We start from the raw sequence: 24,001 nt of genomic DNA, 5'->3' as shown, positions 1-24,001 counted from the left end.
AGGATTTTTGTCATACCCACCGCCTACCGTGTCGACCGTGGTGAACAAAAGCTCGTCGGCGAAGAACGCGAAATCGAATACAGGGGTGGCGGGAATGGCGGCAGGAACACCTGATCGTGAGAAAGCGCTCGAGCTGGCGCTGGCGCAGATCGACAAGCAGTTCGGCAAGGGCTCGGTGATGAGGCTCGGGGAGCGGCCGGTCGTGCAGACCGCCGTCATCCCGACCAGCTCCATCGCGCTGGATGTGGCGCTGGGCGTCGGTGGCCTGCCGCGTGGCCGGGTCATCGAGATCTACGGGCCGGAGTCCAGCGGTAAGACCACGGTCGCCCTGCACGCGGTGGCGAACGCGCAGAAGGCCGGCGGTATCGCGGCGTTCATCGACGCCGAGCACGCCCTCGACCCGGAGTACGCGCGGGCCCTCGGTGTCGACACCGATGCCCTTCTCGTCTCCCAGCCGGACACCGGTGAGCAGGCCCTCGAGATCGCGGACATGCTGATCCGTTCGGGTGCTCTCGACATCATCGTCATCGACTCGGTGGCCGCCCTCGTGCCGCGTGCCGAGATCGAGGGTGAGATGGGTGACAGCCATGTCGGTCTGCAGGCCCGTCTCATGAGCCAGGCCCTTCGGAAGATCACCGGTATTCTCAACAACTCGGGCACCACCGCGATCTTCATCAACCAGCTGCGCGAGAAGATCGGCGTCATGTTCGGCTCGCCCGAGACGACGACCGGTGGCCGGGCTCTCAAGTTCTACGCTTCGGTCCGGCTCGACGTCCGGCGCATCGAGAGCCTGAAGGACGGCACCGACGTCGTCGGCAACCGCACCCGGGTCAAGGTCGTCAAGAACAAGGTGGCCGCGCCGTTCAAGCAGGCCGAGTTCGACATCATGTATGGCAAGGGCATCTCCCGGGAGGGTTCGCTCATCGACGTCGGTGTCGAGCAGAGCATCATCCGGAAGTCGGGCGCCTGGTACACGTACGACGGCGACCAGCTCGGCCAGGGCAAGGAGAAGGCGCGGGAGTTCCTGAGGGAGAACCCCGACGTCGCCGCCGAGATCGAGAAGAAGATCCTGGAGAAGCTCGGCGTCGGGCAGGCCGGTGCCGATGCCGCCGGTGGCCCCGAGCTGCCGCCGGTCGACTTCTGATCCGGTAACCGGCGATGGCTGGACGGCGCGGTGCACGGTCCGGGCGAGGGTGGGATGCCATCCCGCCCCGGGCCGCCTCCGGCATGCCGGAGGACGGAGAGGCGGGTGCGACCCGCCGTGCCGGTGGTCGTGGCGCCCGCCGGCGCCCGGCCGGATCCGGCATGCCGGATGACCACGCGGGTGGAAACGGGCGGGAGCGGCCGGAGCCGCCGCGCAGCGAGTCCGAGCTCGCCCGGGAGATCTGTCTTCGCCAGCTCGCGGTGCGCCCACGGACCCGAGCCGAGCTGGCGAAGGCGCTGGTCCGCAAGGAGATCTCCGAAGAGGTGATCGCCGAGGTCCTCGACCGGTACGACGAGGTCGGCATCATCGACGACGCGGCCTTCGCCCGGGCGTGGGTCTCCAGCCGTCATCACGGGAGAGGGCTGGCCCGACGGGCGCTGGCCAATGAGCTGCGCCAGCGCGGGGTCGACGCCGAGGTGGCCTCCGAAGCGCTGGAGGCGGTCGACGACGAGGCGGAGGCGGCCGCCGCCCGGGCGCTGGTCGATCGCAAGCTCCGTTCGGCGACAGGTGCCCCGGAGGCGGTCTTCCGGCGGCTGGTCGCGATGCTCGCCCGAAAGGGATATCCGGCCGGCATCGCCATCCGCGCCGTCAAGGACGCGCTGGCCGCCCGCGACGCGGAGGCCGCCGAATTCGCCGACGCGATCGACCCGGATGCGCTCGAGGACGAGGCCACCGGCCTCTGACGACGCGCGGCCACGGCCCGGTCGCCACGCGGCGCGGCGGGGTTCGCATGCCTATGGCTCGCGTCGGGCGGTGGGCCGCTCCCTGCCCGGTGGCCGCGCGGCGGGGTGGGTTTGCACACTTCTTGTCCGCGTGGCGAGTCGGCGGGGCATGACTGCGTGGATCATGATCGCCTGGGCGTGGTCGTGGCCGGGAAACCGGACGACTTCGGTGCGCGCCCGGCGTTGCTGTGGGGCCGTTCCTCGCTGTGACAGGGATCCGCGGGAAAGTGTTGCCAGCCTCGAAGGGTCGGTGGCGGGTTTCCGTCAGTCGTCGCGGCGGTGGCCGAAACTTTCGCTGATGCGAGTCGGCGCTCGAGACCGGTGTTGGCGCCGGGACCAGGGATTTCACCGATATGATCCTCATGTGAGGAATGCTCCGCTGGTGTCCCTTCGGTGCGATATCACGCAACGGCCTCGGGGCCGGGGCGGCTGATACGCTCCGTTACCGCGCCTCACTATCACGCTCCGTGTCGCATGGTGAGAGTGCTGGCGGCGGTGGTGATAATGGTTGAAGTCTGGAGCGGCTCTTCATCACTGTGGCGTGATCGCATGGTACGCCGGAAATGTCCTGTGGGTTCGTGAGCTGGGCGTAAGCGGGTCTGTGCCCTACGTCCCATCCGCTGCCGAATCATGAGTCCTTGACCGAAGCGGTGCTCGCGACCTAGCCTCGCGTTACACAAGGTTTGTTCGACCATCTCATGCAACAGGCACAACATAGATCGCATCACATTACGGCATCACTTGGGCGGTCCGACGCTCGTGAGGTGCCTCCATCGGCCGCTGACCGCGCGGCTGATGGCGCGACATACCGGCGGTCAACCCCACAACTCCACACACTCTGATTCGAGCGGCTGACGGGCGGCTCGCCGACAGGGGGCACCTGAGCCGGCCGGAGGATCATCAGACGGGGTCTCGGGCGAGGAAGATCGCTCGAGACATTGTCGTATCCCACGGACGGTGACGATGTTCCCGGTTGGCGTGGCGACCGCGGTGGCGAGGCTACGCAGGGAAACGCTGACGGGATGTCCTCATGGTCATCATCGGGCAGCGCTTCCCCGGCCGAGGAGCTCGAGCGCCCTCCGTGACGGCGGGCGGCAGGGGAGGATTCCGGCACATCGTCTCCGGCTCAGGCCGGCGGATGTTCCGGCTCTGAACCGGTCGTCCTGCTTGAGCGGAGCGACTGGTCCGAAGACCGGTCGCTGACCGGGGTCCGGACGGTTCGGCTGACACAGTCGCTTCGACCGGTTTCCCATGCGACCGGGCCGCCCGGGTAGGCGAAACGACGGAATCGAGGCGATCAGGCGGCGGCAGCCGCCGGGTTGAAGCGATTCAGGAGTCCTCCCACGGCGGCCGGGCCGGCCGAGCAGGCGGCGGCGGATTCCGGCGCGACTCGGTTGAAGGACCGAGTCGTTACGGACTCCGAGGTCGCCGGGACGTTCGAGCACCGGGCCGGGCCGGCCGGGGCAGCGGCTGGATCGCTTCGCGGCGACCACGATGCCGCGGCTCCCAAAGGCGATCCGCGTGCGCGACCGGAAGGGCTACGGGCACCGGCAGGCTTCGGGCGACCGGCAGGCTCAAGCAACCGAAGTTCCGCGAAGACCACGGGCAACCGGGTGACCAGGGCCCAGGTACCGGTCGGACCGGCAGGCTGCGGGTAGCTGAATGGCTGCGGGCGGGTCGAAGGCTTCGGGTAGCTGAATGGCTGCGGGCGGGTCGAAGGCTCCGGGTAGCTGAATGGCTGCGGACGACCGGAAGCTCTGGGCAGGCCGGAAAGCCTCAGGTGCCGGAAGGTTGCGGGCCGGCAGGCTCCAGGGAACCGAAGGCTCCGCGGTAACCCGGGCGACTCCGGGGTAACCGGAGAGGCGACCGGACACCACAGCCCGAGCCCGCGACCGAGGCCCGGAACGGCGCCACCCGACCCGGTGATCCGGCGAGGGCGGCCGAGTCCCGGCGCGGTGAGCCGCACCCGGTGCCCGGCGGATCGCCGGCGTCGGACGGAGACTGGAAGCCGGGGTGGCCGAACGGCGGAGCGCGTGTACCCGGGGGCCGGTGCCGCCCGCGATCTGCTGCCTTGGTCGGGCATCCCGCAGAGAGGCCCGCGCGTGTGCACCGCGCCGGCGGCGAAGGGAGACGCGGCGAGATGATGACCCCGCTGGACTGGGTGCTGGTGGTTGCCATCATCGTGATCGCCGTAGCGGTGATAGCGGGGCTGGTCCTCGGGGCACGGGCGCTGCGCCAGCTGCGCGCCGACCGGCAGGACGCCCAGGAGCGGCAGGAGCAGGCGGTCGGTGACGCCCGGGCGAAGGTGGAGGACGCCAACGCCAAGGCCGCGTCGGTGCGTGCCGAGGCCGCCGCCGCGAAGGCCGAGGCGAGCGCCGCCCGGGCCGAGGCCCGCCGGGTTCTGGAGACCGCGCACAGCGAGGCCGACACCATCCTGGAGCACGCCCACCGTCAGGCCGAGGCCGACGCGGAGCAGGTGCGTGCCGCCGCCCGCCGGTCCGGGGAGCGGGAGATCGCGCTGCTCAACGCCACGGTGAAGGAGCAGGCGGCCGAGGTGGAGCGCCGGGCCGCCCGGATCGACGAGCGGGAGCGGCTGCACGGCGAGGAGGTGGAGCGCCTCGTCGAGCGGGAGCGCCGCCTGGCCACGCTGGAGACGGATCTGTCGGCGCGGGAGGCGGCTCTCACCACGCGGGAGGCCGACCTGACGAAGGCCGAGGATGTCCGGCGCCGGGAGCTGGAGCGGATCGCCGGGCTGACCGCCGAGGCGGCCCGGACCGAGCTGATCGAGGCGATCGAGGGGCAGGCGAAGCGCGAGGCGGCGATCCTGATCCGGGACATCGAGACCGAGGCGAAGAACACTGCGGACACCCGGGCCCGGCACATCGTGGTCGACGCGATCCAGCGGATCGCCAGCGAGCAGACCGCGGAGAGTGTGGTCAGCGTGCTGCATCTGCCGAGCGACGAGATGAAGGGCCGGATCATCGGCCGTGAGGGCCGCAACATCCGGGCGTTCGAGTCGACGACCGGCGTCAACCTGATCATCGATGACACGCCCGAGGCGGTCCTTCTCTCCTGCTTCGATCCGGTACGCCGTGAGGTGGGCCGCCTGACGCTGGAGAAGCTGGTCCTGGACGGCCGGATCCATCCGCACCGGATCGAGGAGGTCTTCGACAGCGCGAAGAACGAGGTGGAGCGGCTCTGCGACCGGGCGGCCGAGGAGGCTCTGGTCGATGTCGGGATCACGAACATCCATCCGGAGCTGGCGAAGCTGCTGGGCCGGCTGCGGTACCGGACGAGTTACGGCCAGAACGTGCTGAAGCATCTGGTGGAGACGGCGCACATCGCCGGGATCATGGCCGCCGAGATGGGCCTGGACGTGCCGACCATGAAGCGGGCCGCTTTCCTGCACGACATCGGCAAGGCGCTGACCCACGAGGTGGAGGGCAGTCATGCCCTGATCGGCGCCGATCTGGCCCGCAAGTACGGCGAGCACGAGGACATCGTCCACGCGATCGAGGCGCACCACAACGAGGTGCCGCCGCAGACCATCGAGGCGGTTCTGACGCAGGCCGCGGACGCCTGTTCGGGCGGGCGGCCGGGGGCCCGGCGGGAGAGCCTGGAGGCGTACGTCAAGCGCCTGGAGCGGATCGAGGAGATCGCCGGCGGGAAGCTCGGGGTGGAGAAGGTCTTCGCGATGCAGGCCGGCCGCGAGATCCGGGTGATGGTGCGGCCGGACGACATCGACGACATCGGCGCCGCCGTTCTGGCCCGTGACGTGGCGAAGCAGATCGAGGAGGAGCTGACCTACCCGGGCCAGATCCGGGTCACCGTGGTCCGTGAGTCCCGGGTGACCGAGTTGGCCAGATAGGAGCCGGGGTCTTTGCCCCGAAGGCGACTGCGGAGTGACCGTTTCGGGCTCGGCCGGCCGGCCGAGCCCGAAACGTTGGGTCACACGGCCGCGGCGCTGCCGTCGGCCTGTGCGGCGAGGGCGGCGGGCGGCACCTGGGCTGCGGTGCCGGCGGTCTTGCGGCCCCGCGCGAGCCGGCGCTGGACGTACTGGGCGAGCTTGGACAGCGAGTAGTTGACCAGAATGAAGAGCACCGCGATCACGAAGTAGACCTGGATCGGGTTGCTCAGCACGCCGATGATCTGCTTGCCGATGTTCAGGGTCTCCTCGTAGCTGATGATGAAGCCGAGCGAGGTGTCCTTGAGGACCACCACGAGCTGGCTGATCAACGCGGGGAGCATGATTCGGAAGGACTGTGGCAGCAGGATCAGCGTGGTCGTCTGGAACGGTGAGAGCCCGATCGCGACGGCCGCCTCACGCTGCCCGAACGGCAGGCCTTCCATGCCGGAGCGCAGGATCTCGGCGATGACCACGCCGTTGTAGATGGTCAGACCGATCACCAGATACCACAGCGTCTCCAGGGTGATCCCGAACTCGGGGAAGCCGCGCGCCACGAAGAAGATCGTGATGACCACGGGCAGACCGCGGAACACCTCCACGCAGAACCGGGTGAGCACGGCCAGCCCGGTGCCGAGGCCGCGCAGCAGGTAGGCGGCCGGGGCGGAGAGGTCGGCGTAGCGGCGGCCGGCGAGGTCCTTGAGCTGCAGGCGCAGAACCGCCAGCAGGGTGCCGATGATCAGCGACGCGACGATGGCCAGAACGGCCGCGATCAGGGTGTTCTTGATGCCGACCCAGATCCGTTCCCAGACCAGAACGAAGTTCTCGTTGGAGGGGTCGATCAGCGGTCCCCACAACTCCATCGAGAACTGCCCCTTCTCGTCCAGGGGCAGGTAGATCAGGTAGTACGCGCCGGCCAGCACCAGGATGGTGGCCGCGATGCTGAGGATCAGGGTGAGGCGCCGCTGGCGCGGGCCGGGGATGTCGTAGAGGACGCTGCTCATCGGGCCGCCACCGCCTGACGGCGCTCGATCCGGTCCAGGAGGGCCCCGAGAGGGACGGTCATGATCAGGTATCCGATCGAGATGCCGATGGCGACGGGGATGAAGGCGTACCCCTCGGCCGAGGTGAGCTGGTCGGCGCTCTGCGAGAGGTCGCCGACGACGCCGAAGAAGCCGATCAGCGCCGAGTTCTTGATCATCGCGATGATCACCGAACCGAGCGGGACGATCGAGGCCTTCCACGACTGCGGTAGCACCACGTACCGCAGGTTCTGTCCGAAGGTCAGCCCGAGGGAACGGGCGGCCTCGGCCTGGCCGGGCGGCACCGCGTTGATGCCGGACCGCAGCGCCTCACAGACGAACGCGGCGGTGTAGAGGGTCAGCGCGATCAGGGCGAAGCGGAAGTACGGCAGGTCGGTGCCGAGCCGGGTGAAGACCACATCGAGGCCCGGGATCCGCAGAAAGTCCGCGTTGGAGCCGAGGGCCGGCAGCGCGAACGCGGCGAAGAACATGACCACGGTCAGCGGCATGTTGCGGAAGACCGTGACGTACGCGGTGCCGACCGCCCGCAGCGGCGGCACCGGCGAGATGCGGAGCACCGCCACGACGGCGCCCAGAATGAGGGCGCCGATCGCGGCGAGCACGCAGATCTGGAGAGTCAACCAGAACCCGCCCGCGAAGACGTCGAACTTGTCTATGAGCACATTCACGGACGGAAACTCCCGGATCAGCTGATGTTCTCAGTAACGGTTGACGGCGGGGGCGGCGCCCAGCTCGGCGCCGAACTTGCCGGCGGTGTCGTCCCACGCCTTCTTCCAGCTGCCGTCGGCGTAGGCCTTCTCGAGGGTGTCGTTGATGAAGGTCCGGAAGTCCTTGTCGTCGATCTTCACGCCGATGCCGTACGGCTCCTTGGTGAAGTTGTCGCCGGCCAGCTTGTACTTGCCCTCGTTCTTGGCGATGTAGCCGAGCAGGATGACGTTGTCGGTGGTCACGGCGTTGACCTGGCCACCGTCGAGAGCGCTGATGCACTTGTCGTAGGTGTCGAAGAGCACCACCTGGGCGGCGACGTCCTTGACGTACGTCTTGATGTTCTCGGCCGGGGTGGAGCCGGTCACCGAGCAGACCTTCTTGTCGCCGGCCTTGAAGGAGTCCGGGCCGGTGATGGTCGTGTCGTCCGCCTTGACCAGGATGTTCTGGCCGGCCTCGTAGTACGGCCCGGCGAACGCGACGCGCTCCTTGCGCTTGTCGTTGATCGTGTACGTCGCCACGATGAAGTCGACGTTGTTGTTCACGATGGCGTCCTCACGGACCTTCGAGGTCGTCTCGACGAACTCGATCTTGTCCGCGGGGATCCCGAGCTCCTTGACGATGATCTTCGAGACCTCGACGTCGAAGCCCTCGGGCTTGCCGGACAGGCCCTTGAGGCCGAAGCCGGGCTGGTCGAACTTCGTGCCGACCTTGACCGACTGGGCCTTGTTGAGCCGCTCCATGGTGCTGCCGGCCGCGAACGACTTGGCGGCGCCGCCGGTGTCACCATCGGATCCGGCGTCCTCGCCGGCGCACGCGGTCAGGGTAAAGGTCAGAGCCGCGGCGGTGGCCACAGCGGCTACGCGAGTGAAACGCATAGTTCATCTCCTTTTCGATCAGGGCGCCGTCGTGTGGCGGCCCTGAGGGGCACATCAGTGCGTGAGGATCTTGGACAGGAAGTCCTTGGCCCGATCGCTGCGGGGGTTCGCGAAGAATTCGTCCGGCGTCGCCTGTTCGACCAACTGGCCGTCTGCCATGAATACGACACGATCGGCGGCGTGGCGTGCGAAGCCCATCTCATGGGTGACCACGACCATGGTCATCCCCTCGCGGGCCAGCGACGTCATGACCTCCAGCACCTCACCGACCATCTCCGGGTCGAGGGCGCTGGTCGGCTCGTCGAAGAGCAGGGCCTTGGGCTGCATGGCGAGCGCGCGGGCGATGGCCACCCGCTGCTGCTGGCCGCCGGAGAGCTGGGCCGGGTACTTCTCGGCCTGGTTGGCGATGCCCACCCGTTCGAGGAGGGACATGGCCCGGTCCTGGACCACCGCCTTCTTCTCCTTGCGCACCTTGACCGGCCCGAGCATCACGTTCTCGAGGATGGTCTTGTGGGCGAACAGGTTGAAGGACTGGAAGACCATGCCGACTTCGCTGCGCAGCCGGGCCAGCTCCCGGCCCTCGGCCGGCAGTGCCTGTCCGTCGAAGATGATCCGGCCGGAGTCGATCGGCTCCAGCCGGTTAATGGCCCGGCACAGCGTGGACTTGCCGGACCCGGAGGGTCCGATCACGACCACGACCTCGCCGCGCGCGACGGACAGGTCAACGTCCTGCAGCACGTGCAAGGGGCCGAACCACTTGTTGACGTTCTCTAGGACGATGAGAGCCTCGTCTGTCACCCCTGGTCCATCCACTCGTTCTCGGTTCACTCGAATGGACACACCCTATGGGGCGAGCAGTATCGGATTGTGTCGAGAATGGTCACGGAGCGGTAACACAGCCATTGCGCTGAGAGAGGGGCCGAGAGCATGGAGTACATGGCGGACGGCCCGTGGAACTGGTGTGTCGCCGGTCACTGTGAGCCCGACCGGGTCATGGGCGCGCTCGCCGGGGCGCTCGAGCGCCCGGTGCACGGCATGGTCCCCGGAGCTGATCTGCTCTGCGACGTCTACCACGTCGGAGGGGATTTCCCGACCCTGGTCGACATCTACGTGACGCCCGCCGGCGTCGCCGAGGAGACCATCGCGAGCGCCGTCGCGGTCCGGCTGTGTGCCGCGGTCCTGCTTCCCGACGACACCCTCAACCCGTCCCGGTACGTGCTGGCGGAGCCGGACGGAACGTTACGGGCGGTACACGTCGACGAGGTGGAGACCGACGACGGGCCGGAACGCCGCAACGTCCGGCCCTGCACCGGCGCCGACCCGTCCTGTGCCGCCCCGGCCGGCTGTCACCGATCGCGGTGGAAACCCGGCCCGACGCCGGAGCGGCCCGCCGCGGCGTAACGGGTAGCCTGGTCAATTGCCATGACTACCGAGATGAGCGGCAGCGCGCGTACCTATGATGTGCGCACCTACGGCTGCCAGATGAACGTGCACGACAGCGAGCGGATCTCCGGCCTGATGGAGGACGCGGGTTATGTGCGCGCCGCGGACGCGGACGCGGCGGACGTCGTGGTCTTCAACACCTGCGCGGTCCGGGAGAACGCCGACAACCGCCTCTACGGCAACCTCGGCCACCTGCGCCCCACCAAGCTCAAGAACCCGGGCATGCAGATCGCGGTCGGCGGCTGCCTGGCGCAGAAGGACCAGGGCGACATCGTCAAGAAGGCGCCCTGGGTCGACGTGGTCTTCGGCACCCACAACATCGGGTCGCTGCCGGCCCTGTTGGAGCGCGCCCGGCACAACGAGGAGGCGCAGGTCGAGATCCTCGAGTCGCTCGAGGTCTTCCCCTCCACCCTGCCGACCAAGCGCGAGTCGACCTACTCCGGCTGGGTCTCGATCTCGGTGGGCTGCAACAACACCTGCACCTTCTGCATCGTCCCGAGCCTGCGCGGCAAGGAGAAGGACCGCCGCCCCGGCGAGATCCTCGCCGAGGTGGAGGCCCTCACCAAGGAGGGCGTCCTCGAGATCACCCTGCTCGGGCAGAACGTGAACTCGTACGGCGTCGAGTTCGGCGACCGGCTCGCCTTCGGCAAGCTGCTGCGCGCCACCGGGGACGTCGAGGGTCTGGAGCGGGTCCGGTTCACCAGCCCGCACCCGAAGGACTTCACCGACGACGTGATCGCCGCGATGGCCGAGACGCCGAACGTGTGCCACTCGCTGCACATGCCGTTGCAGTCCGGCTCCGACCGGGTGCTGAAGGCGATGCGCCGCAGCTACCGCCAGGAGAAGTACCTGGGCATCATCGAGAAGGTCCGGGCCGCCATGCCGGACGCCGCGATCACCACCGACATCATCGTCGGCTTCCCCGGCGAGACCGAGGAGGACTTCGAGCAGACCCTCGAGGTGGTCCGGCGGGCCCGGTTCTCCAGCGCCTTCACCTTCCAGTACTCGAAACGGCCCGGTACGCCCGCCGCCACCATGGAGGAGCAGGTGCCGAAGGCGGTCGTCCAGGACCGCTACAACCGGCTCATCGCCACCCTCGAAGAGATCACCTGGGCGGAGAACAAGAAGCTCGTCGGGCAGAAGGTCGAGGTGCTGGTCGCGGTCGGCGAGGGCCGCAAGGACGAGCGGACCGGCCGGCTCAGCGGCCGGGCCCGGGACGGCCGGCTCGTGCACTTCGCGACCGGGGACACCGTGCCGCGTCCCGGTGACATCGTCGAGACCGTGGTGACCTACGCCGCGCCGCACCACCTGAACGCCGACGGGAACCCGCTCAGCCACCGCCGTACCCGGGCCGGAGACGCGTACGAGTCCGGTCGTACCCCGAAGTTGAAGGGTGTGTCGCTCGGCCTGCCGAGTGTCGGTGTGCCGGCCCCGCTGCCGCCCGCGTCCGAAGGATGCGCGCTCTGATCGCTGCGTAGCCGCACGGCGGCGGGGTGTGACAATGTGGATCGATGGCCACCTTTCCGCGCACCCCGCTCTCCCTCGCCGACGACCAGGGACAGCCCGCCGTCACCGTGACGCGGGCCCTGTTCGCCCTGGCCGGGGTGCTGGCGCTGGTTCTCGGTTTCATCGGCCTCGACCAGTACCTCGCCGCGCAGGGCGTCGCCGACCGTGACCCGCTGAACCTGCTGTACGGCACGTTGCAGCTGTTCGTCCTGGGCTCCGATCCGCTGGAGGGCGGCACCGAGTTCCCGCCGGCCCTGCAGGTGGCCCGGTTCGTGGCCCCGATCGTCACGCTGTACGCCTTCGCCGAGGCCGCCCGGGTCCTGCTGGCCAGCGAGATGCGCCGCCTGCGGGCCCGCCGCTCCCGGCGGCACGTGGTGGTCTGCGGCGACTCCTCGGTCGCCCGGACGCTGGCGCACCGCCTGCACCTGAGCGGCCATCGCGTCGTGGTGGTCCGGACCCGGCCGATCGGTCCGCTGGAGTTGCGGCGGCGCGGGCTGCTCGGGGTCAACGGCGACGCCCGCGACCCGGACGTGCTGCGTGGCGCCGGCGTCCCCCGGGCCGCGACCCTGTACGCCTGCGCCGAGACGAGCGCCGCCAACCTGGAGATCGCCGCGGCCGCCGCCCGGATGGCCGCCCCGCGCAACGATCTCGCCGTCTACGCCCAGATCCACGAGGCGGACTGGGCGCTCACCCTCCAGGCCCGGCGGCTCGGTGTGCCGCACACGCCCGGCCAGCGGCTGGACTTCTTCCACCTGGACCAGTTGGCGGTGCACGTCCTGCTGGACCAGCGGCCGCTGCCGAACCGTCCGGACCGGGTGCCCCGGCTGCTGGTGGCCGGCGACTCCTCGCTGGTCCGTGCGCTGATCGTGGAGATCGCCCGGCACTGGCGGCTGCGCCGGTCGAGCCCGGCGCAGCGGGTCGTCGTGGATCTGGTGGCGCCGGACGCGATCCGGGTGCGGGACCGGTTCGCCGAGCGGGGCGGGGTGGTCCCGGACGGGTGCCGGGTGACGGCGTACGAGACCGACGTGTCCGCCCTGCTCGACGACCCCGGCCGGGCCGGCTACGACCGCGTCTTCCTCTGTTTCGCCGACGACCGGGTGGGGCTGGAGCTGGCGCTGCGCGAACACCGCCTGTGGGGCCGGGTCTCCGGCGACATCATCGTGGTGGTGGACGCGCTGGCCTCGATCACCGAGGCGTTCAGCCGGGACCAGCGGGACCAGCCGCTGCTCGACCCGATCGACGGCCGGGTCCGGCTGTTCTCGGCGGTGGCGGCCGGCTGCGATCCGGCGCTGATCGCCGAGGACCTGTCCGAGCGGCTGGGGCGGCTCATCCACGAGCGGTTCGTCGAGGCCAGCCTGCTGCGGGGCGAGCGGCTGGGCAGCGGTCCGGCGCTGTGCCCCTGGTCCGAGCTGGACGAGGAGCTGCGCCGGTCGAACCGGCAACAGGCCGGCGACTTCGGGGTCAAGCTGCACATGGTCGGGTGCGCGGTGGTGCCGGCCGACGGCGGTGACGACGACTTCTGCTTCACCGAGGCCGAGGTCGAGTTGCTGGCCCGCCGGGAGCAGCAGCGCTGGGCGGAGGCCGCCCGCGGCAACGGCTGGGTGCGCGGGGCGGCGCGGGACACCGCACGGCGGCGGACGCCCGACCTGGTCGACTGGGAGGAGCTCGGGCCGGAGGGACGTGCCAAATGTCGCGCCGCGGTGCTGGAGATTCCGCAGATCCTGGCGGACGCCGGGTTCCGGGTGGTCCGGCTGACGGACACTGGAGTCAGCCGGGCGCTGAACCCGGCGTGATCCCCACGGGAGCGGGCATGACGACGATCGGCGTCACCGGGCACATCCGGTTGCGGCCGGCCACCCACCGGCTCATCCTCCGGGAGCTGGTCGAGCTGCTGTCCGGCTATCCACGGGTGCACGGGGTCACCTGCCTGGCCGCGGGCTCCGACCAGATCTTCGCCCGGGCCGTCCAGGCCTGCCGGGGCACCTACGACGTGGTGCTGCCGGTGCCCGCCGCGGCGGCGCCACCCGCCGCGCCGCCACCCCACCTGCTGCGCCGGGCCCGCCGGGTGACCCGGCTCGAGGTGGCCGGCCCGCCCGAGGCGGCCTACGAGGCGGCCAGCCGCGAGGTGGTGGAGCGCAGCGACATCCTGGTCGCGATCTGGGACGGTGATCCGGCCGGCGGTCGCGGCGGCACCGCCGAGACGGTGGAGTGGGCCAAGGCGATGGGCCGCCGGGTCGTCCGGGTCTGGCCCGCCGGGGCGGAGCGGCTCACCGCGCCGGTTTCGTAGCGACGCTCTCCAACAGCTCCAGCTCGCCGATCGTGATCTGGTTCTTGACCCGGTCCATCGCCCTCTCCCACTGCCGGGTGAAGCCCGGCCGCCGATCCAGCGCCGACCAGATCGGCATCAACTCCTCGGGCACGTGCGCGCCCGGCACCCACAGATGCGGCAGGTGCTCCAGCAGCGGCTTCAACCGGCTCACCCGCTCCGCGCGGCTGCGGTCGTGGGCCAGCATCGCGTCCAGGACCGACAGCACCGTGGTGAGCAGCCAGTCGTGCACGGCCAGGTCCTCGCAGAGGGCGACCACGGCGCTCAGGTCGGTGGTCGGCATCCGCAGCTGGAGCGAGCGGACGTCCTCGGAGACCAGCGTGAACGTGCCGCCCGGCCGTTCCACCGACCGGTCCAGCAGGGCGGTCCAGCGCAGCCGGACCCGCGGGGTACGCAGCGGCGGGGCGTGGTCGATCAGCCGGGACCGCTGGACCGTGTCGAGCATCCGGGCCGCGATCGCGCTCAGCTCCAGGGTGTCGGCGGTCCGCGCGCCGGTGAGCACGCCCTGCTCCAGGTCGGACTGGTCCAGCTTGCCGATCGCCTCGAGATGACCGGGACTGGCCAGATAGTGCGACCACGGCAGCCGGATCGTGGTGCGGGCGGGCGCCACCCGGGCGTACGCCGAACCCTGCGCGACATGACCGGCCACCACCACGGCGCGCGACACGACCGTACCGATGGCTCTGGTCTGACGTCCGGAAGTGGTCGGCAGGCGGCAGTCCACGCCCTCGAGCCGGTCCGGTGAGACGGACCGGGCGACGGGCCGCTCGACCGAGCGGACCCGCTCGTCGGCCTCGTTGCTGAGCAGGTGCTCGGTGGCACGCAGGGGAAGGGCGACGGAGTTCTGCAGGAGGCCGGTCTGGACCTCTCCGAAAGCCAACATGAGTCCTCCGCGGCCGTTTCCTGATTCCATCGTGCGTTCCCTGGCGAGACCCGGCAATCACCCCGCGCCGGAAGGATAAGGGCTCATCCGCCGAGGTCGGCTCAGGTGCGGCCGGGTGCCGAAATTTCAGCCCGTGCGACGCCGCCGAGTAAGCCGTTAGTGTCGGGGGGTGACCGTTACCAACATCGATGCCATTGTGGTCGGTGCGGGCGTCTGCGGTTTGACCAGCGCACTGTGCCTGGCCCGGCGGGGTCTCGCGGTGAGTGTCGTGGCGCGGCGGCTGCCGCCCGCCACGGATTCCTGTGCCGCCGGCGCCATGTGGGGGCCGTTCCTGGTCGATCACCCGGAGGCCGAGCGCTGGGCCGGGGAGGGCCTGACCGCCTTCCGTGAGCTGGCCGCGGCGCGGAACGCCGGAGTCACCATGGTGCGTGGCGTCGAGGTCGCCCGGGGCGTCGCCGATCCGCATCCCTGGCTGCACCTCACCGGGGACCTGGAGCGATGCGACGAGTGGGCCTGGCCGGGGTACCGCAGCGCCTGGCGCTACACCACGGCGGTGGTCGACATGCCGGTCTACTCGGAGTATCTGATGGCCGAGCTGCGGGCCGAGGGCGTCCGGGTGGAGCAGCGCGAGCTGCGGTCGCTGCGCGAGCTGTCCGGCCACGCTCCGGTGATCGTGAACTGCAGCGGCAGCGGCGCCCGCCGGTTGGCCGGCGATCCCGGCCTGGTTCCGGTGCGCGGCCTCGTGGTGGTGGTCCGCAATCCCGGCATCGACACGTTCTTCGCCGAGGACGGCGAGGGCCCGGAGCTCACGTACTACATCCCGCACGGCGACACGGTCGTGCTCGGCAGCACCATCGAAGCGCCTGGCGGGGTGGCGCTGCCGGAGGCCGTCGCGGTCGAGCGGATCCGCCGCCGGTGCGCCGACATCGAGCCGCTGCTGCGGGACGCGCCGGTGATCGGCGTCCGGTCCGGGCGCCGGCCGGTCCGCGACCGGATCCGGCTGGAGACCACCACCCTGGACGGGCAGGTGGTGATCCACAACTACGGCCACGGCGGTGGCGGCGTGACCGTCTCCTGGGGCTGTGGACGGGACACAGCGTCCATGGTGGAGGCTTGCCTCACGCGGCTATATTGATTCGCTACGCGGCGTTTTAGGGGGAACGCGGCGAGGGGAGATTCGCTTGAGCGAGGCCTACATCTCCGCGACCTTCGAGGATCTGAAGGAGTGTCGCGAGGCCGTCCGCCATGCGCTCGGCCTCATCGGCCTCCGGTTCAAGACCATGGAGGAGTACGTGGCGGGCGCCACCGCCCCGCTCGCGCGCTGTCTCGACGACGTCGAGTCCTGCGACATCTACATCGGCATCTTCGCCTGGCGGTACGGCTACACCCCGCCCAAGCAGTCCAAGTCGATCACCCACCTGGAGTACGAGCACGCCGTCGCCAGCGGCAAGGACTGCCTCATCTTCCTGCTCAGCGACCATGCCGCCTGGCCGGTGCGCTACGTCGACCGCGGCCCGAAGGCGGCCCAGGTCGACGCGTTGCGTGACGTGCTCCAGCGCGAGCACCTGTGCAGCTTCTTCGACGCGCCGGCCGACCTCGGGCTGCTCGTCTACGCCGCCGTCCACAAACTGCTGGAGCAGCGGTCCCGGGGCGTCGCCACGACGCCGGCCGTCCCGGTGGCCCCCGGCCTGAGCGCCGCGGTGACGGCACACTACTTCGAGCGCCTCCGCCAGCAGTACGGCGGTCTCGACCTGCTGAACCTGGCCCAGCAGTCGTCGCCGTACCTGGGGACGCAGTTGTTCGACGTCTTCGTCGAGCCGTTCGCCCGCGCCGACCATCCGCCGCAGCTGACCCGGGCGCCGTGGGGCGAGGGCGCTGGCGAGGCCGAACGCCTGGACCGGGACGCGCTTCCGCCGTCCTGGCCCGGCCAGCCGGTCTTCGACGTGCTCTGCGAGCGGGCACAGCGCCGGTTCGTGCTGGTCGGCGATCCCGGTGCGGGCAAGTCGGCGGTGGTCCGCTACCTGACCCTGGCGCTGGCCCGGGCGCACGCCGACGAGCGCCTGGCGCCACTGGCCGGGCATCTGCCCGTACTCGTGGAATTGCGCTCCTATGCCGCGGCCGTGGCCGCCGGGCAGTGCCGCAACCTCCGGGAGTACCTCGCGCACCGGGCCGCCACCGACGGCTACCAGGAGGAGCCCGAGGGCCTGTCGCTGCACCTGGCCCGCGGCGACCCGGCCGTGGTCGTCTTCGACGGCCTGGACGAGATCCTGGAACGGCGGATCCGTGAGGAGACCGCCGGGCAGATCGCCACGTTCGCGGAGACGTTCCCGGAGGCGCGGGTGGTGGTCACCACCCGGCCCGCGGAGTACAACCGGCGTGCCCTGGCCGCCGCCGGGTTCGCCCACCACACCCTGCAACGATTCGTGCCGGAGCAGACCGCCGAATTCCTGCGCCGCTGGTTCGAGGCGCTGCCGGAGGCGCCGGGCGCCGACGCGACGGTCCGCCGGGAGGTGGTGGTCGGCACCATCCGCCGCTCCCCGGAGCTCACCGAGCTGGCCGGCAACCCGATGCTGCTCAGCATCCTCGCCGTGATCGGCCGGCACCGGATGCTGCCGAAACAACGCTGGCGGCTGTACGAGCAGGTGGCCGTCACCCTGGTGGACAGCTGGGACGACAGCCGGATGGTGGACGCGCCGGCCGGCTCGCAGCGCCTGGACGCGGAGGTCAAACACGAGCTGCTGCGCGGCCTCGCCTTCGACATGATGTCCGGGCGGCTGGGGCGCCGCGACCACGTCGGCGGCGACCAGCTGCGGCGGATCTTCACCCAGCACCTGGAACGGCACGGACTGGGCTGGGCGGAGGCCGGCGAGTTCGCCCGCCAGGCCATCGACCAGCTCCGCCGCCGCAGCTACGTGCTGGGCCGGTACGGCCGGGCCGACTACCGGTTCGTGCACCGCACCTTCCAGGAGTTCTACTGCGCCTGGGCGATCATCGAGCGGTTCAGCCCCGGCGGGTCCCGGTTCGACGAGATCCGGGCGGTGTTCCGGGAGAACTGGGCGGATCCGGCCTGGCGGGAGACCCTGCGCCTGGTGGCCGGCCAGCTGTCGGCGGGTTTCGCGGCGGAGCTGGTCGAGATGCTGATCACCGAGGTCAACCCGGAGTGGTGGGAGTACCCCGGGCCGTCCGGCCGGGCACCCCGCCCCGACCCGCCGTGGAACGTCGCTCTGGCCGTGCAGTGCCTGGCCGGGGTCCGCCAGATCGCCGACGCCCGGCACGCCGCCGAGCTGGCGCTGCGCGAGGTGGTCCGGATCATCGAGTACTGCGCCGCCACCCCGGACCGGGACCTGCCCGGCCCCGACTACGCGGACCTGCTGGTCGACGAGTTCATCCCGGCGATCGAGGCGATCGGGCCGAACTGGCCGGACCGGGAAGCCTACCTCGACTGGTACCGCACCGCCGGGGTGGAGATCGTCGGCAACCCGGCGGCCGCCTCCGCCGCCCGGATCGCGGCCGTCCTGGCCCGGCCCGACGACCACTTCGACGAGATCTTCAAGGCCCGGATCGGCGAGGCCGACGACGTACGGGTGGTCTGCGCCGCGGTCGCCGGCCTCGGCGAGATGGCCCACCAGGCGGTCCGGCAGGAGCGCGCCGACGAGGGCCGGCTCGCGCTGGACCCGCTGGTCCGCGCCGCCGACGACGCGCGGGCCGTGGTCCGGCTCGCGTCCGTGCAGGCGCTCGCACCGCTGGCCGCCGTCTACCCGGAGGCGCGCGCCGTGCTGGTCCGGGCGGTCTCACCGGACCCCCGGCGGCGGGACGGCTTCTCCACGGTCCGGCTCTCCGCCGTCCAGATCCTGGGTGAGCGGCTGCGGGCCGAGCCCGGGATCGAGGAGATCCTGCTGGAGTGCCGCCGCGGCGATCCGCACCCGGCCGTCCGGGCGGGCGCGCTGCGTGTCCTGGCCCGTCCCCGGCAGCTGTCCGCCGCGGTGGCGCAGGACCTGGTGGACGCCTGCCGCGACGACACGGCGCCCGAGGTGGTGGAGGCGGCGGCCGGGATCCTGCTGCCCCGGGCCGGCAGCGACGGGCCGGTCCGTGAGCTGCTGCTGGGGCGAATGCGTACCGACCCGGCGGCCGGGGTCCGCCGGGCGGCGGTGCGCCTGCTGGCCCGCAGCGGCCCGGAGGCACGGCTGCTCGAACGCATCGAGACCGATCCGGACGGTGCGGTCGTCCGCGCGGCGGCCGTGGCACTCGCCGGGCGCGGGAACCGGCCGGGGGAGCGGTCCTGGCAGGCGCTGGTGGCCCGGCTCGCCACCGAACCGGACGAGGTGCTCCGGGTGGCTCTCGTCCGGGTGCTGGGGGCCACCTTCCGGGCCTATCCGCGGACCGCGGAGATCCTCACCGGTGCGGCGACCTCGGACACCGAGCCGGCCGTGCGGCTGGCCGCCGTGCACGGGCTGGCCGCGCTCCCGGCCGCCCCGTCCCGTGAGGCCGTGCTGGCCCGGGTCGCCGGGCAGGATCCGACGCCGTCGGTCCGGCGGGCCGCGGTCGAGTCGCTGGCCGGCGACCGGAGCCCCACCGCGACCCGGGCGCTGATCACCGCTTCCGTGCACGACGCCGACACCGAGACCCGGACCGCGGCGCTGCGTGGTCTGTGCGGCCGGATCCTGGAGCCGGCCGACGCCCGCCGGCTGCTGGACCTGACCGGCCACGGCCATCCGGAGATCCGGCTGGAGGCGCTGCGGGTGCTGATCGCCGACTGCCCGCCCGACATCGACCTGCCGGCTCTGCTGCTGGACCGGACCAGCAACGACAGCGTGGGCGAGGTGTTCGCGGCCGCCGCCCGGGCCGCGGTGCTGGACCGCGCCGACGCCGGCCCTCTCTGGACCGTGATCGCCGAGCGCGCCGGCGCCGACCCGAACCCGGAGATCCGCGCGGCGGCCGTGGAGATCCTGAGTTCCGGCGGCGACGCCAAGGCGGCCGGGGAGGTGCTGCGCGACCGGGTCCGGGTGGACACCGACCCGGCGGTGGTCGCCGCGGCCGCCCGTGCCGCCGCGGCGCTGCGCGACGACGGGACCCGGACCGACCTGCTGGCCCGTCTCGCCGGCGCCGACCCGGTGATCCGGCCGGTCCTGATCCGGGCGCTGGCGCACTGGATCACCGACGACGATGTCCGGCGGGTGCTGCTGAGCCACGCCCGCACCGCCGAGGCGCATGAGGCCCGCCGCGCGGCCGTGGAGACGCTGGCGCCGGTCGCTCACCTCGACGAGGTCCGCGACATCCTGATCGACTGCGCCGAGGACGAGGACTTCGCCGTCCGCAACACGGCCGACACGTTGCTGCGGCTCAGCGGCCGCTGGCCGGGGTCCAGTCGTTGATGAAGGCGTAGTCGATCCGGTCCAGGATGGTCGGCGGCAGCTCGATGCTCTCCGAACCGGCCCGGGCCTCCAGGTCCTCCATGATCAGCGGATCGACCCGCACCTGGTGCAGCACCGTGCGCGCCGCCATCTCGATCTCCATGAACCGGGTCGGCAGGATCGAGAAGCTCCGGTACGCGCAGAACGAGTTCGCGGTCTTCGTCAACTTGATCACCGGCGGCAGGTCGGACCAGTCGCTCGGATAGTCGCCGTCGACCCGGACCGGCTTGGTGAGCTGCTTGTCCTCGGGCCGGAGCAGGCCCAGCCGGAGCAGCTGCCACACCGACGCCAGGAACGAGCAGGACCACAGCTCGTCATCGCGGATCTCCACGTCCATGAAGACGGAGTGCCGGTTCGCCGCCGTCTGCTCCGGGCTCTGCCACGGCTCCGCGGCCATCGCCGGGGCGGCCGCGGTGTTGGGGGAGCGCCGCCCGTTCGACAGCCAGCCGCAGTCCTTGACGGTGGGCCGGCCACCGTTGGCGCCCCGCAGCGGCTCCGGGACGATCTGGTCGAACACCAGCTGGGCCAGCCGGGTGTCGCCGAACTCGGCACAGCTCGACTCGCGGGCGATGTAGTCGATGGACAGCCCGCTCTTCGCGGCCGCGTCGACCACCTTCTTGATGATGACGCCCGGCTCGTCGAGGCGGCTGAAGTAGTCGTCGATCAGGAAGCAGGTGCTGATCCGTGGCGAGGTGGTGCCCCAGCGGCCCATCGACTCGATGGCCTTGACCCAGGGGTACACACTCACGAAGTAGTCCGCCAGCCTGCTTTCACCCTCCCGGGCCTGCAGGTCCTCCATGTAGAGGTGGCCGAGCTCCAGCGAGACGTGCGACAGACCGACGGAGGGGGCGACATACTCCGTCGCCTGCTCCCGGTAATCCATGCGGTGCAGCGCGACCGTCATAGGGTCTCCCAAGAGGAGTCGTCGACGAGGCGCCTCGCCAGCAAGTCGAACGCGTTCCGGGTCTCCTGGTTCGCGACGCCGCTCACCACGTCTTTGTCAGTGATCAACTGTTCTTGCCATTGGAGCATGGGGTCGAGTGGTACGGACCCTAGTAACAGATTTTTGCCGACTTGGTGCTCTCCAGCCAATCGAGTGAGCCGTCTATTGCACTCATCGAGCCAAATGCCCTGTTTCGCGGTGAGGCCGCTCTGGGTCGACGGCGCCGGATCGATCACCGCGGTACGCACGTACCGCAGGTTGTTGGCGAACTGCTGCCGGTCGTGCCCGGACTTCTCGGCGATCGTGAGCAGCCCACGTGGACCGTTCACCAGCCCGCCCGCCGCCACCACGTGCTGCCGGGTCCACCGGTGGAACACCAGCCAGCGACTGGTGATCTTCTGCATCTCCGGCATGGCGGTCACCTTGAGCACCATCTCGACGGCCAGGTTGCGGCCCGCGCTCAGGTCCACCATGCAGAGACTGAACTCCTCGTTGAGCCGCAGGAACAGCTCCAGGCACCGGCCCACCAGGTCGGCGCGGTCCGGGAAGTCGCCACCGCCCACGTCGCCGGGCAGCAGGACCAGGCGGCCGGTGTTGGCCTGCCCGTCCCGGATCCCGCGCCGGTCGGTGGCGGTCCAGACGTCGATCCGCTCCGGTTGGTACACCTCCTGGAGCAGGAACCGGTGCATGCCGGAACCGCTGGTCGTGCCGTTCTCCGCGCGCTCGATGCCGAAGATGGCGCCGGCCGTCGGCGAGCCGAAGTCGAAGTCGAGGTAACAGACGTCGTTCCCCTGGAGGGCGCTGCGGTACAGCAGGTTGCTGCTGGTCACCGAACGACCGGTGCCGCCTTTGTCGGACGCGGCGAAAACGAACATCAGATCGCCGTGCTCTCGCTGTGCCGGACGGCTTCGAGGCCGTCGAGTTCCATCAGGACCCAGTTCACCAGGGCGGAGGCGGCCCCCGGCCGGGTACGGGCGATCGCACGGGCCCGCTCGAGTTTGGCCCGGATCTCGGTCAAGACGTCCATCACCTCGAGGCTGGCATCGGCGGAGCCCCGCATCAGCTCCATGTCGTACAGGTGCTCGGCTTCGTAGAGCAGGTCGAAGGCGCGGACCACGACCCGATCGTTGACGAGCGGCTCCTCGCTCAGCAGGTTCGCCGCGCTCACCAGGCCGGCGACCACCCGTTCGGTGTAGTACCAGGAGGGTTTGTCGTACTCCGGCAGATCGTCGAAGACCAGCGTCGGCTGGTCCCACAACTTCCGGTGGTCGGTCTCGACGAGCCGGCGGCGGGCGAGATGGTCCCACACCCGGTCGGCCAGGCGCAGCAGCACGGCCCGCTCCTCCACGTCGCTCAGCAGGCCGGCGATCGCGATGCACCGCTGGAGCAGCAGCGAGGCGAACTCGCCGACGAACCAGACCGCGTTGGTCTTCTCGTCCGGGGAGTCCTCGAGGCTGCCCTCCAGGGAGACCCGGAGGCCGGGGGCGTGCAGCTTGATCCCGGAGTCGCCGGGCCGGTGCTTGCGGGTCACCCGGGCCTCGTTGGCCAGGTCGGCCAGGACCGAGCCGATCCGGGCCAGGCGGGTGTCCGAGCCGCGCTTGCGGACCAGGTCCTTGACGACGATCGAGGTCACCAGGAGGGTGTAGTACTCGCTGCGCAGGCCGTCGGTGGTCTGCCACGGCGGGTCCTCCAGCGGCCACGCCGGGCCGCCGCCGAAGGTGGCGACCGTGGCCCAGTAGGTGAGGGTCAGATCCCAGCGCAGCTGGAGGGCACGGGAGAGACGCTGCTGTTCCTCGTTGAGCAGGCCCAGCACCCGGGTCCGTTCGGAGAAGAGGTCCTCGATGGCGTCGACCGCCACCACGGTGAAGTAGAGGTACGGCTTGTTCTCCGCGACCCCGTCGGGCTGCGGGCCGATCTCCTCGGCCGGCTCGTCCTGGGTGCCGGCGGCGGTGCTCTCCTTCTCCCGGCCGGACGACTTGTACTCCAGAGGGATGGCCGGGGCGTCCTTGACGATGCCCCAGGACCAGCCGCACTCGAAGAGGGCGTTGGCGCTCTCCAGGTCCTCGGTCTGGCCCGACCCGATCAGCACCTCGTTGAACGACGCGATGGTCTCCTGGAGCACCGAGCGGAACTGGTTGACCACCGTCTTGGACGGCAGGCCCGCCTTGTTGATGGTCTGGAGCAGGATCTGCCCGGGATCGTCGTCGGCCTCGAAGACGTGTGTGGAGAAGCTGCGCAGCAGGCCGACCATCGCCGCGGTGAGCCGGGTGCTGGCCAGCCGCTCCAGCTGCCGCAGCTCGCGGCGCAGCCCCATCCGGGTGACCGACTGCCGGAAGATCCGGACGAAACCGATGGTGGCCAGCGAGAGGGTGACCGAGATGGCGAACGAGTCCACGATGTCGCGGGACTGCTGGGCCTCGGTCAGCTTCGCGCCCTCGTCGGGCTTGTAGTAGCTGCCACCGGAGAAGACCGGCCGGTCGTTGTCCACATACCGGGTGAAGTACTCGGTGGCTATCCGCACCAGGTTCAGCGGGATGGTCTTCTCGTCGCCGAGCGGGCGGAGCGCCTCCAGCATGGCGTCGGCCGTGGCGTTCGGCCGGTCCAGCCCGAACGGTCCCACCTGGGTCGCCGGCAGGAGGATGCAGAGCAGCTGCTCGGCATCACTGATCGAATTCGATCCGTCCCGGCCGCCCCAGTGCCAGGCGCCGTCGCGCCAGGAACTCTGGACCGTCGCTTTCCACGTCTCCAGCAGGTGCTGTCGCGGTTCGATCCTCACTGGTGCACACCACCATCTCTGCGGACCTCGCCGACCGCACCGAGAAGGCACGCGGCGGTGCCGGCTCCCTCATGATGTCGCACTCGTCAAGGTACCCAACCTCGACGACGCTCCAAAGTAGCGCAACGGGCCGGAAAAATCGCGCGACCCTCCACAGCGGAACGATCGGAGGGTGCAAACGGGTACACGAGAAACGGGGGCGGCGGGCCCGCCGTCCGGCGCCCCCCGCCCCCGCGCGGGGAATTAACTTAGCCGGC

The 24,001-nt window shown here is 70.6% G+C and carries 17 protein-coding genes; 9 read left to right on the top strand and 8 right to left on the bottom strand.

Annotation, left to right across the window (positions count from 1 at the left end; genetic code table 11):
- Positions 1-94 precede the first annotated feature (94 nt).
- The 3 genes from recA to rny all read left to right on the top strand — a co-directional run bounded on the left by recA (position 95) and on the right by rny (position 5,794).
- Positions 95-1,144 (top strand): recombinase RecA, encoded by a 1,050-nt coding sequence (recA, locus tag J5X75_RS01105; RefSeq protein WP_183216337.1) that lies wholly within the window; start codon positions 95-97, stop codon positions 1,142-1,144.
- A 14-nt stretch (positions 1,145-1,158) separates the two neighbouring features.
- On the top strand, positions 1,159-1,887 hold the full coding sequence (locus J5X75_RS01100) for a regulatory protein RecX (RefSeq protein WP_208465246.1): 729 nt from the start codon (positions 1,159-1,161) through the stop codon (positions 1,885-1,887).
- Between the two features lie 2,182 nt (positions 1,888-4,069).
- On the top strand, positions 4,070-5,794 hold the full coding sequence (gene rny, locus J5X75_RS01095; protein ID WP_208465668.1) for a ribonuclease Y: 1,725 nt from the start codon (positions 4,070-4,072) through the stop codon (positions 5,792-5,794).
- 80 nt (positions 5,795-5,874) lie between these two features.
- On the opposite strand, the gene J5X75_RS01090 is transcribed toward rny, so the two are convergent.
- Genes J5X75_RS01090 through J5X75_RS01075 form a run of 4 tightly spaced genes read right to left on the bottom strand, consistent with a single transcriptional unit; the run spans position 5,875 to position 9,254 of the window.
- The gene (locus J5X75_RS01090) at positions 5,875-6,834 is read right to left on the bottom strand and encodes an amino acid ABC transporter permease (RefSeq protein ID WP_208465245.1); all 960 of its coding nucleotides are present in this window, start codon (positions 6,832-6,834) and stop codon (positions 5,875-5,877) included.
- Positions 6,831-7,541: an amino acid ABC transporter permease gene (locus J5X75_RS01085; protein ID WP_208465244.1), complete on the bottom strand. Its 711-nt coding sequence runs from the start codon at positions 7,539-7,541 to the stop codon at positions 6,831-6,833. Before J5X75_RS01085 ends, J5X75_RS01090 begins: the two co-directional genes overlap by 4 nt.
- 30 nt (positions 7,542-7,571) lie before the next feature.
- Positions 7,572-8,456 (bottom strand): glutamate ABC transporter substrate-binding protein, encoded by an 885-nt coding sequence (locus J5X75_RS01080; protein WP_208465243.1) that lies wholly within the window; start codon positions 8,454-8,456, stop codon positions 7,572-7,574.
- Positions 8,457-8,510: 54 nt separating this feature from the next.
- Entirely contained in the window at positions 8,511-9,254 is a 744-nt protein-coding gene (locus J5X75_RS01075; protein ID WP_208465242.1) for an amino acid ABC transporter ATP-binding protein, read from the bottom strand.
- Between the two features lie 129 nt (positions 9,255-9,383).
- Here J5X75_RS01075 and J5X75_RS01070 point away from each other — a divergent pair, with 129 nt between their 5' ends.
- From J5X75_RS01070 to J5X75_RS01055, 4 genes are read left to right on the top strand one after another with little or no spacing between them, the layout of a single operon-like run.
- The gene (locus J5X75_RS01070; RefSeq protein ID WP_208465241.1) at positions 9,384-9,857 is read left to right on the top strand and encodes a hypothetical protein; all 474 of its coding nucleotides are present in this window, start codon (positions 9,384-9,386) and stop codon (positions 9,855-9,857) included.
- A 15-nt stretch (positions 9,858-9,872) separates the two neighbouring features.
- Entirely contained in the window at positions 9,873-11,366 is a 1,494-nt protein-coding gene (miaB, locus tag J5X75_RS01065; RefSeq protein ID WP_208465667.1) for a tRNA (N6-isopentenyl adenosine(37)-C2)-methylthiotransferase MiaB, read from the top strand.
- Between the two features lie 44 nt (positions 11,367-11,410).
- Complete coding sequence (locus tag J5X75_RS01060; RefSeq protein ID WP_208465240.1) at positions 11,411-13,198, top strand: NAD-binding protein; 1,788 nt, start codon at positions 11,411-11,413, stop codon at positions 13,196-13,198.
- 17 nt (positions 13,199-13,215) lie between these two features.
- Positions 13,216-13,692 carry a hypothetical protein gene (locus J5X75_RS01055; RefSeq protein WP_208465239.1) on the top strand — a complete coding sequence of 159 codons (477 nt, stop codon included), beginning with the start codon at positions 13,216-13,218 and terminating at the stop codon, positions 13,690-13,692.
- Here the strand turns inward: J5X75_RS01055 and J5X75_RS01050 are convergent.
- Positions 13,673-14,614 carry an SCO2521 family protein gene (locus tag J5X75_RS01050; protein WP_208465238.1) on the bottom strand — a complete coding sequence of 314 codons (942 nt, stop codon included), beginning with the start codon at positions 14,612-14,614 and terminating at the stop codon, positions 13,673-13,675. The two genes, J5X75_RS01055 and J5X75_RS01050, sit on opposite strands and share 20 nt — an antisense overlap.
- A 169-nt stretch (positions 14,615-14,783) precedes the next feature.
- Here J5X75_RS01050 and J5X75_RS01045 point away from each other — a divergent pair, with 169 nt between their 5' ends.
- The gene (locus tag J5X75_RS01045; protein WP_208465236.1) at positions 14,784-15,749 is read left to right on the top strand and encodes an FAD-dependent oxidoreductase; all 966 of its coding nucleotides are present in this window, start codon (positions 14,784-14,786) and stop codon (positions 15,747-15,749) included.
- 46 nt (positions 15,750-15,795) lie between these two features.
- Complete coding sequence (locus J5X75_RS01040; RefSeq protein ID WP_208465235.1) at positions 15,796-19,986, top strand: HEAT repeat domain-containing protein; 4,191 nt, start codon at positions 15,796-15,798, stop codon at positions 19,984-19,986.
- Here J5X75_RS01040 and J5X75_RS01035 read toward each other — a convergent pair.
- From J5X75_RS01035 to J5X75_RS01025, 3 genes are read right to left on the bottom strand one after another with little or no spacing between them, the layout of a single operon-like run.
- A complete protein-coding gene (locus tag J5X75_RS01035) occupies positions 19,955-20,929 on the bottom strand; it encodes an SCO2522 family protein (protein WP_208465233.1) in 975 nt (324 codons plus the stop codon). The genes J5X75_RS01040 and J5X75_RS01035 overlap by 32 nt on opposite strands.
- Complete coding sequence (locus J5X75_RS01030; RefSeq protein WP_183216310.1) at positions 20,926-21,843, bottom strand: SCO2523 family variant P-loop protein; 918 nt, start codon at positions 21,841-21,843, stop codon at positions 20,926-20,928. Before J5X75_RS01030 ends, J5X75_RS01035 begins: the two co-directional genes overlap by 4 nt.
- A complete protein-coding gene (locus tag J5X75_RS01025; RefSeq protein WP_208465231.1) occupies positions 21,843-23,744 on the bottom strand; it encodes an SCO2524 family protein in 1,902 nt (633 codons plus the stop codon). Before J5X75_RS01025 ends, J5X75_RS01030 begins: the two co-directional genes overlap by 1 nt.
- Positions 23,745-24,001 lie beyond the last annotated feature (257 nt).

The organism is Actinoplanes flavus, assembly GCF_017592555.1.
Classification (GTDB): Bacteria; Actinomycetota; Actinomycetes; order Mycobacteriales; family Micromonosporaceae; genus Actinoplanes; species Actinoplanes flavus.
This window is presented reverse-complemented; position numbering and strand designations above follow the sequence as displayed.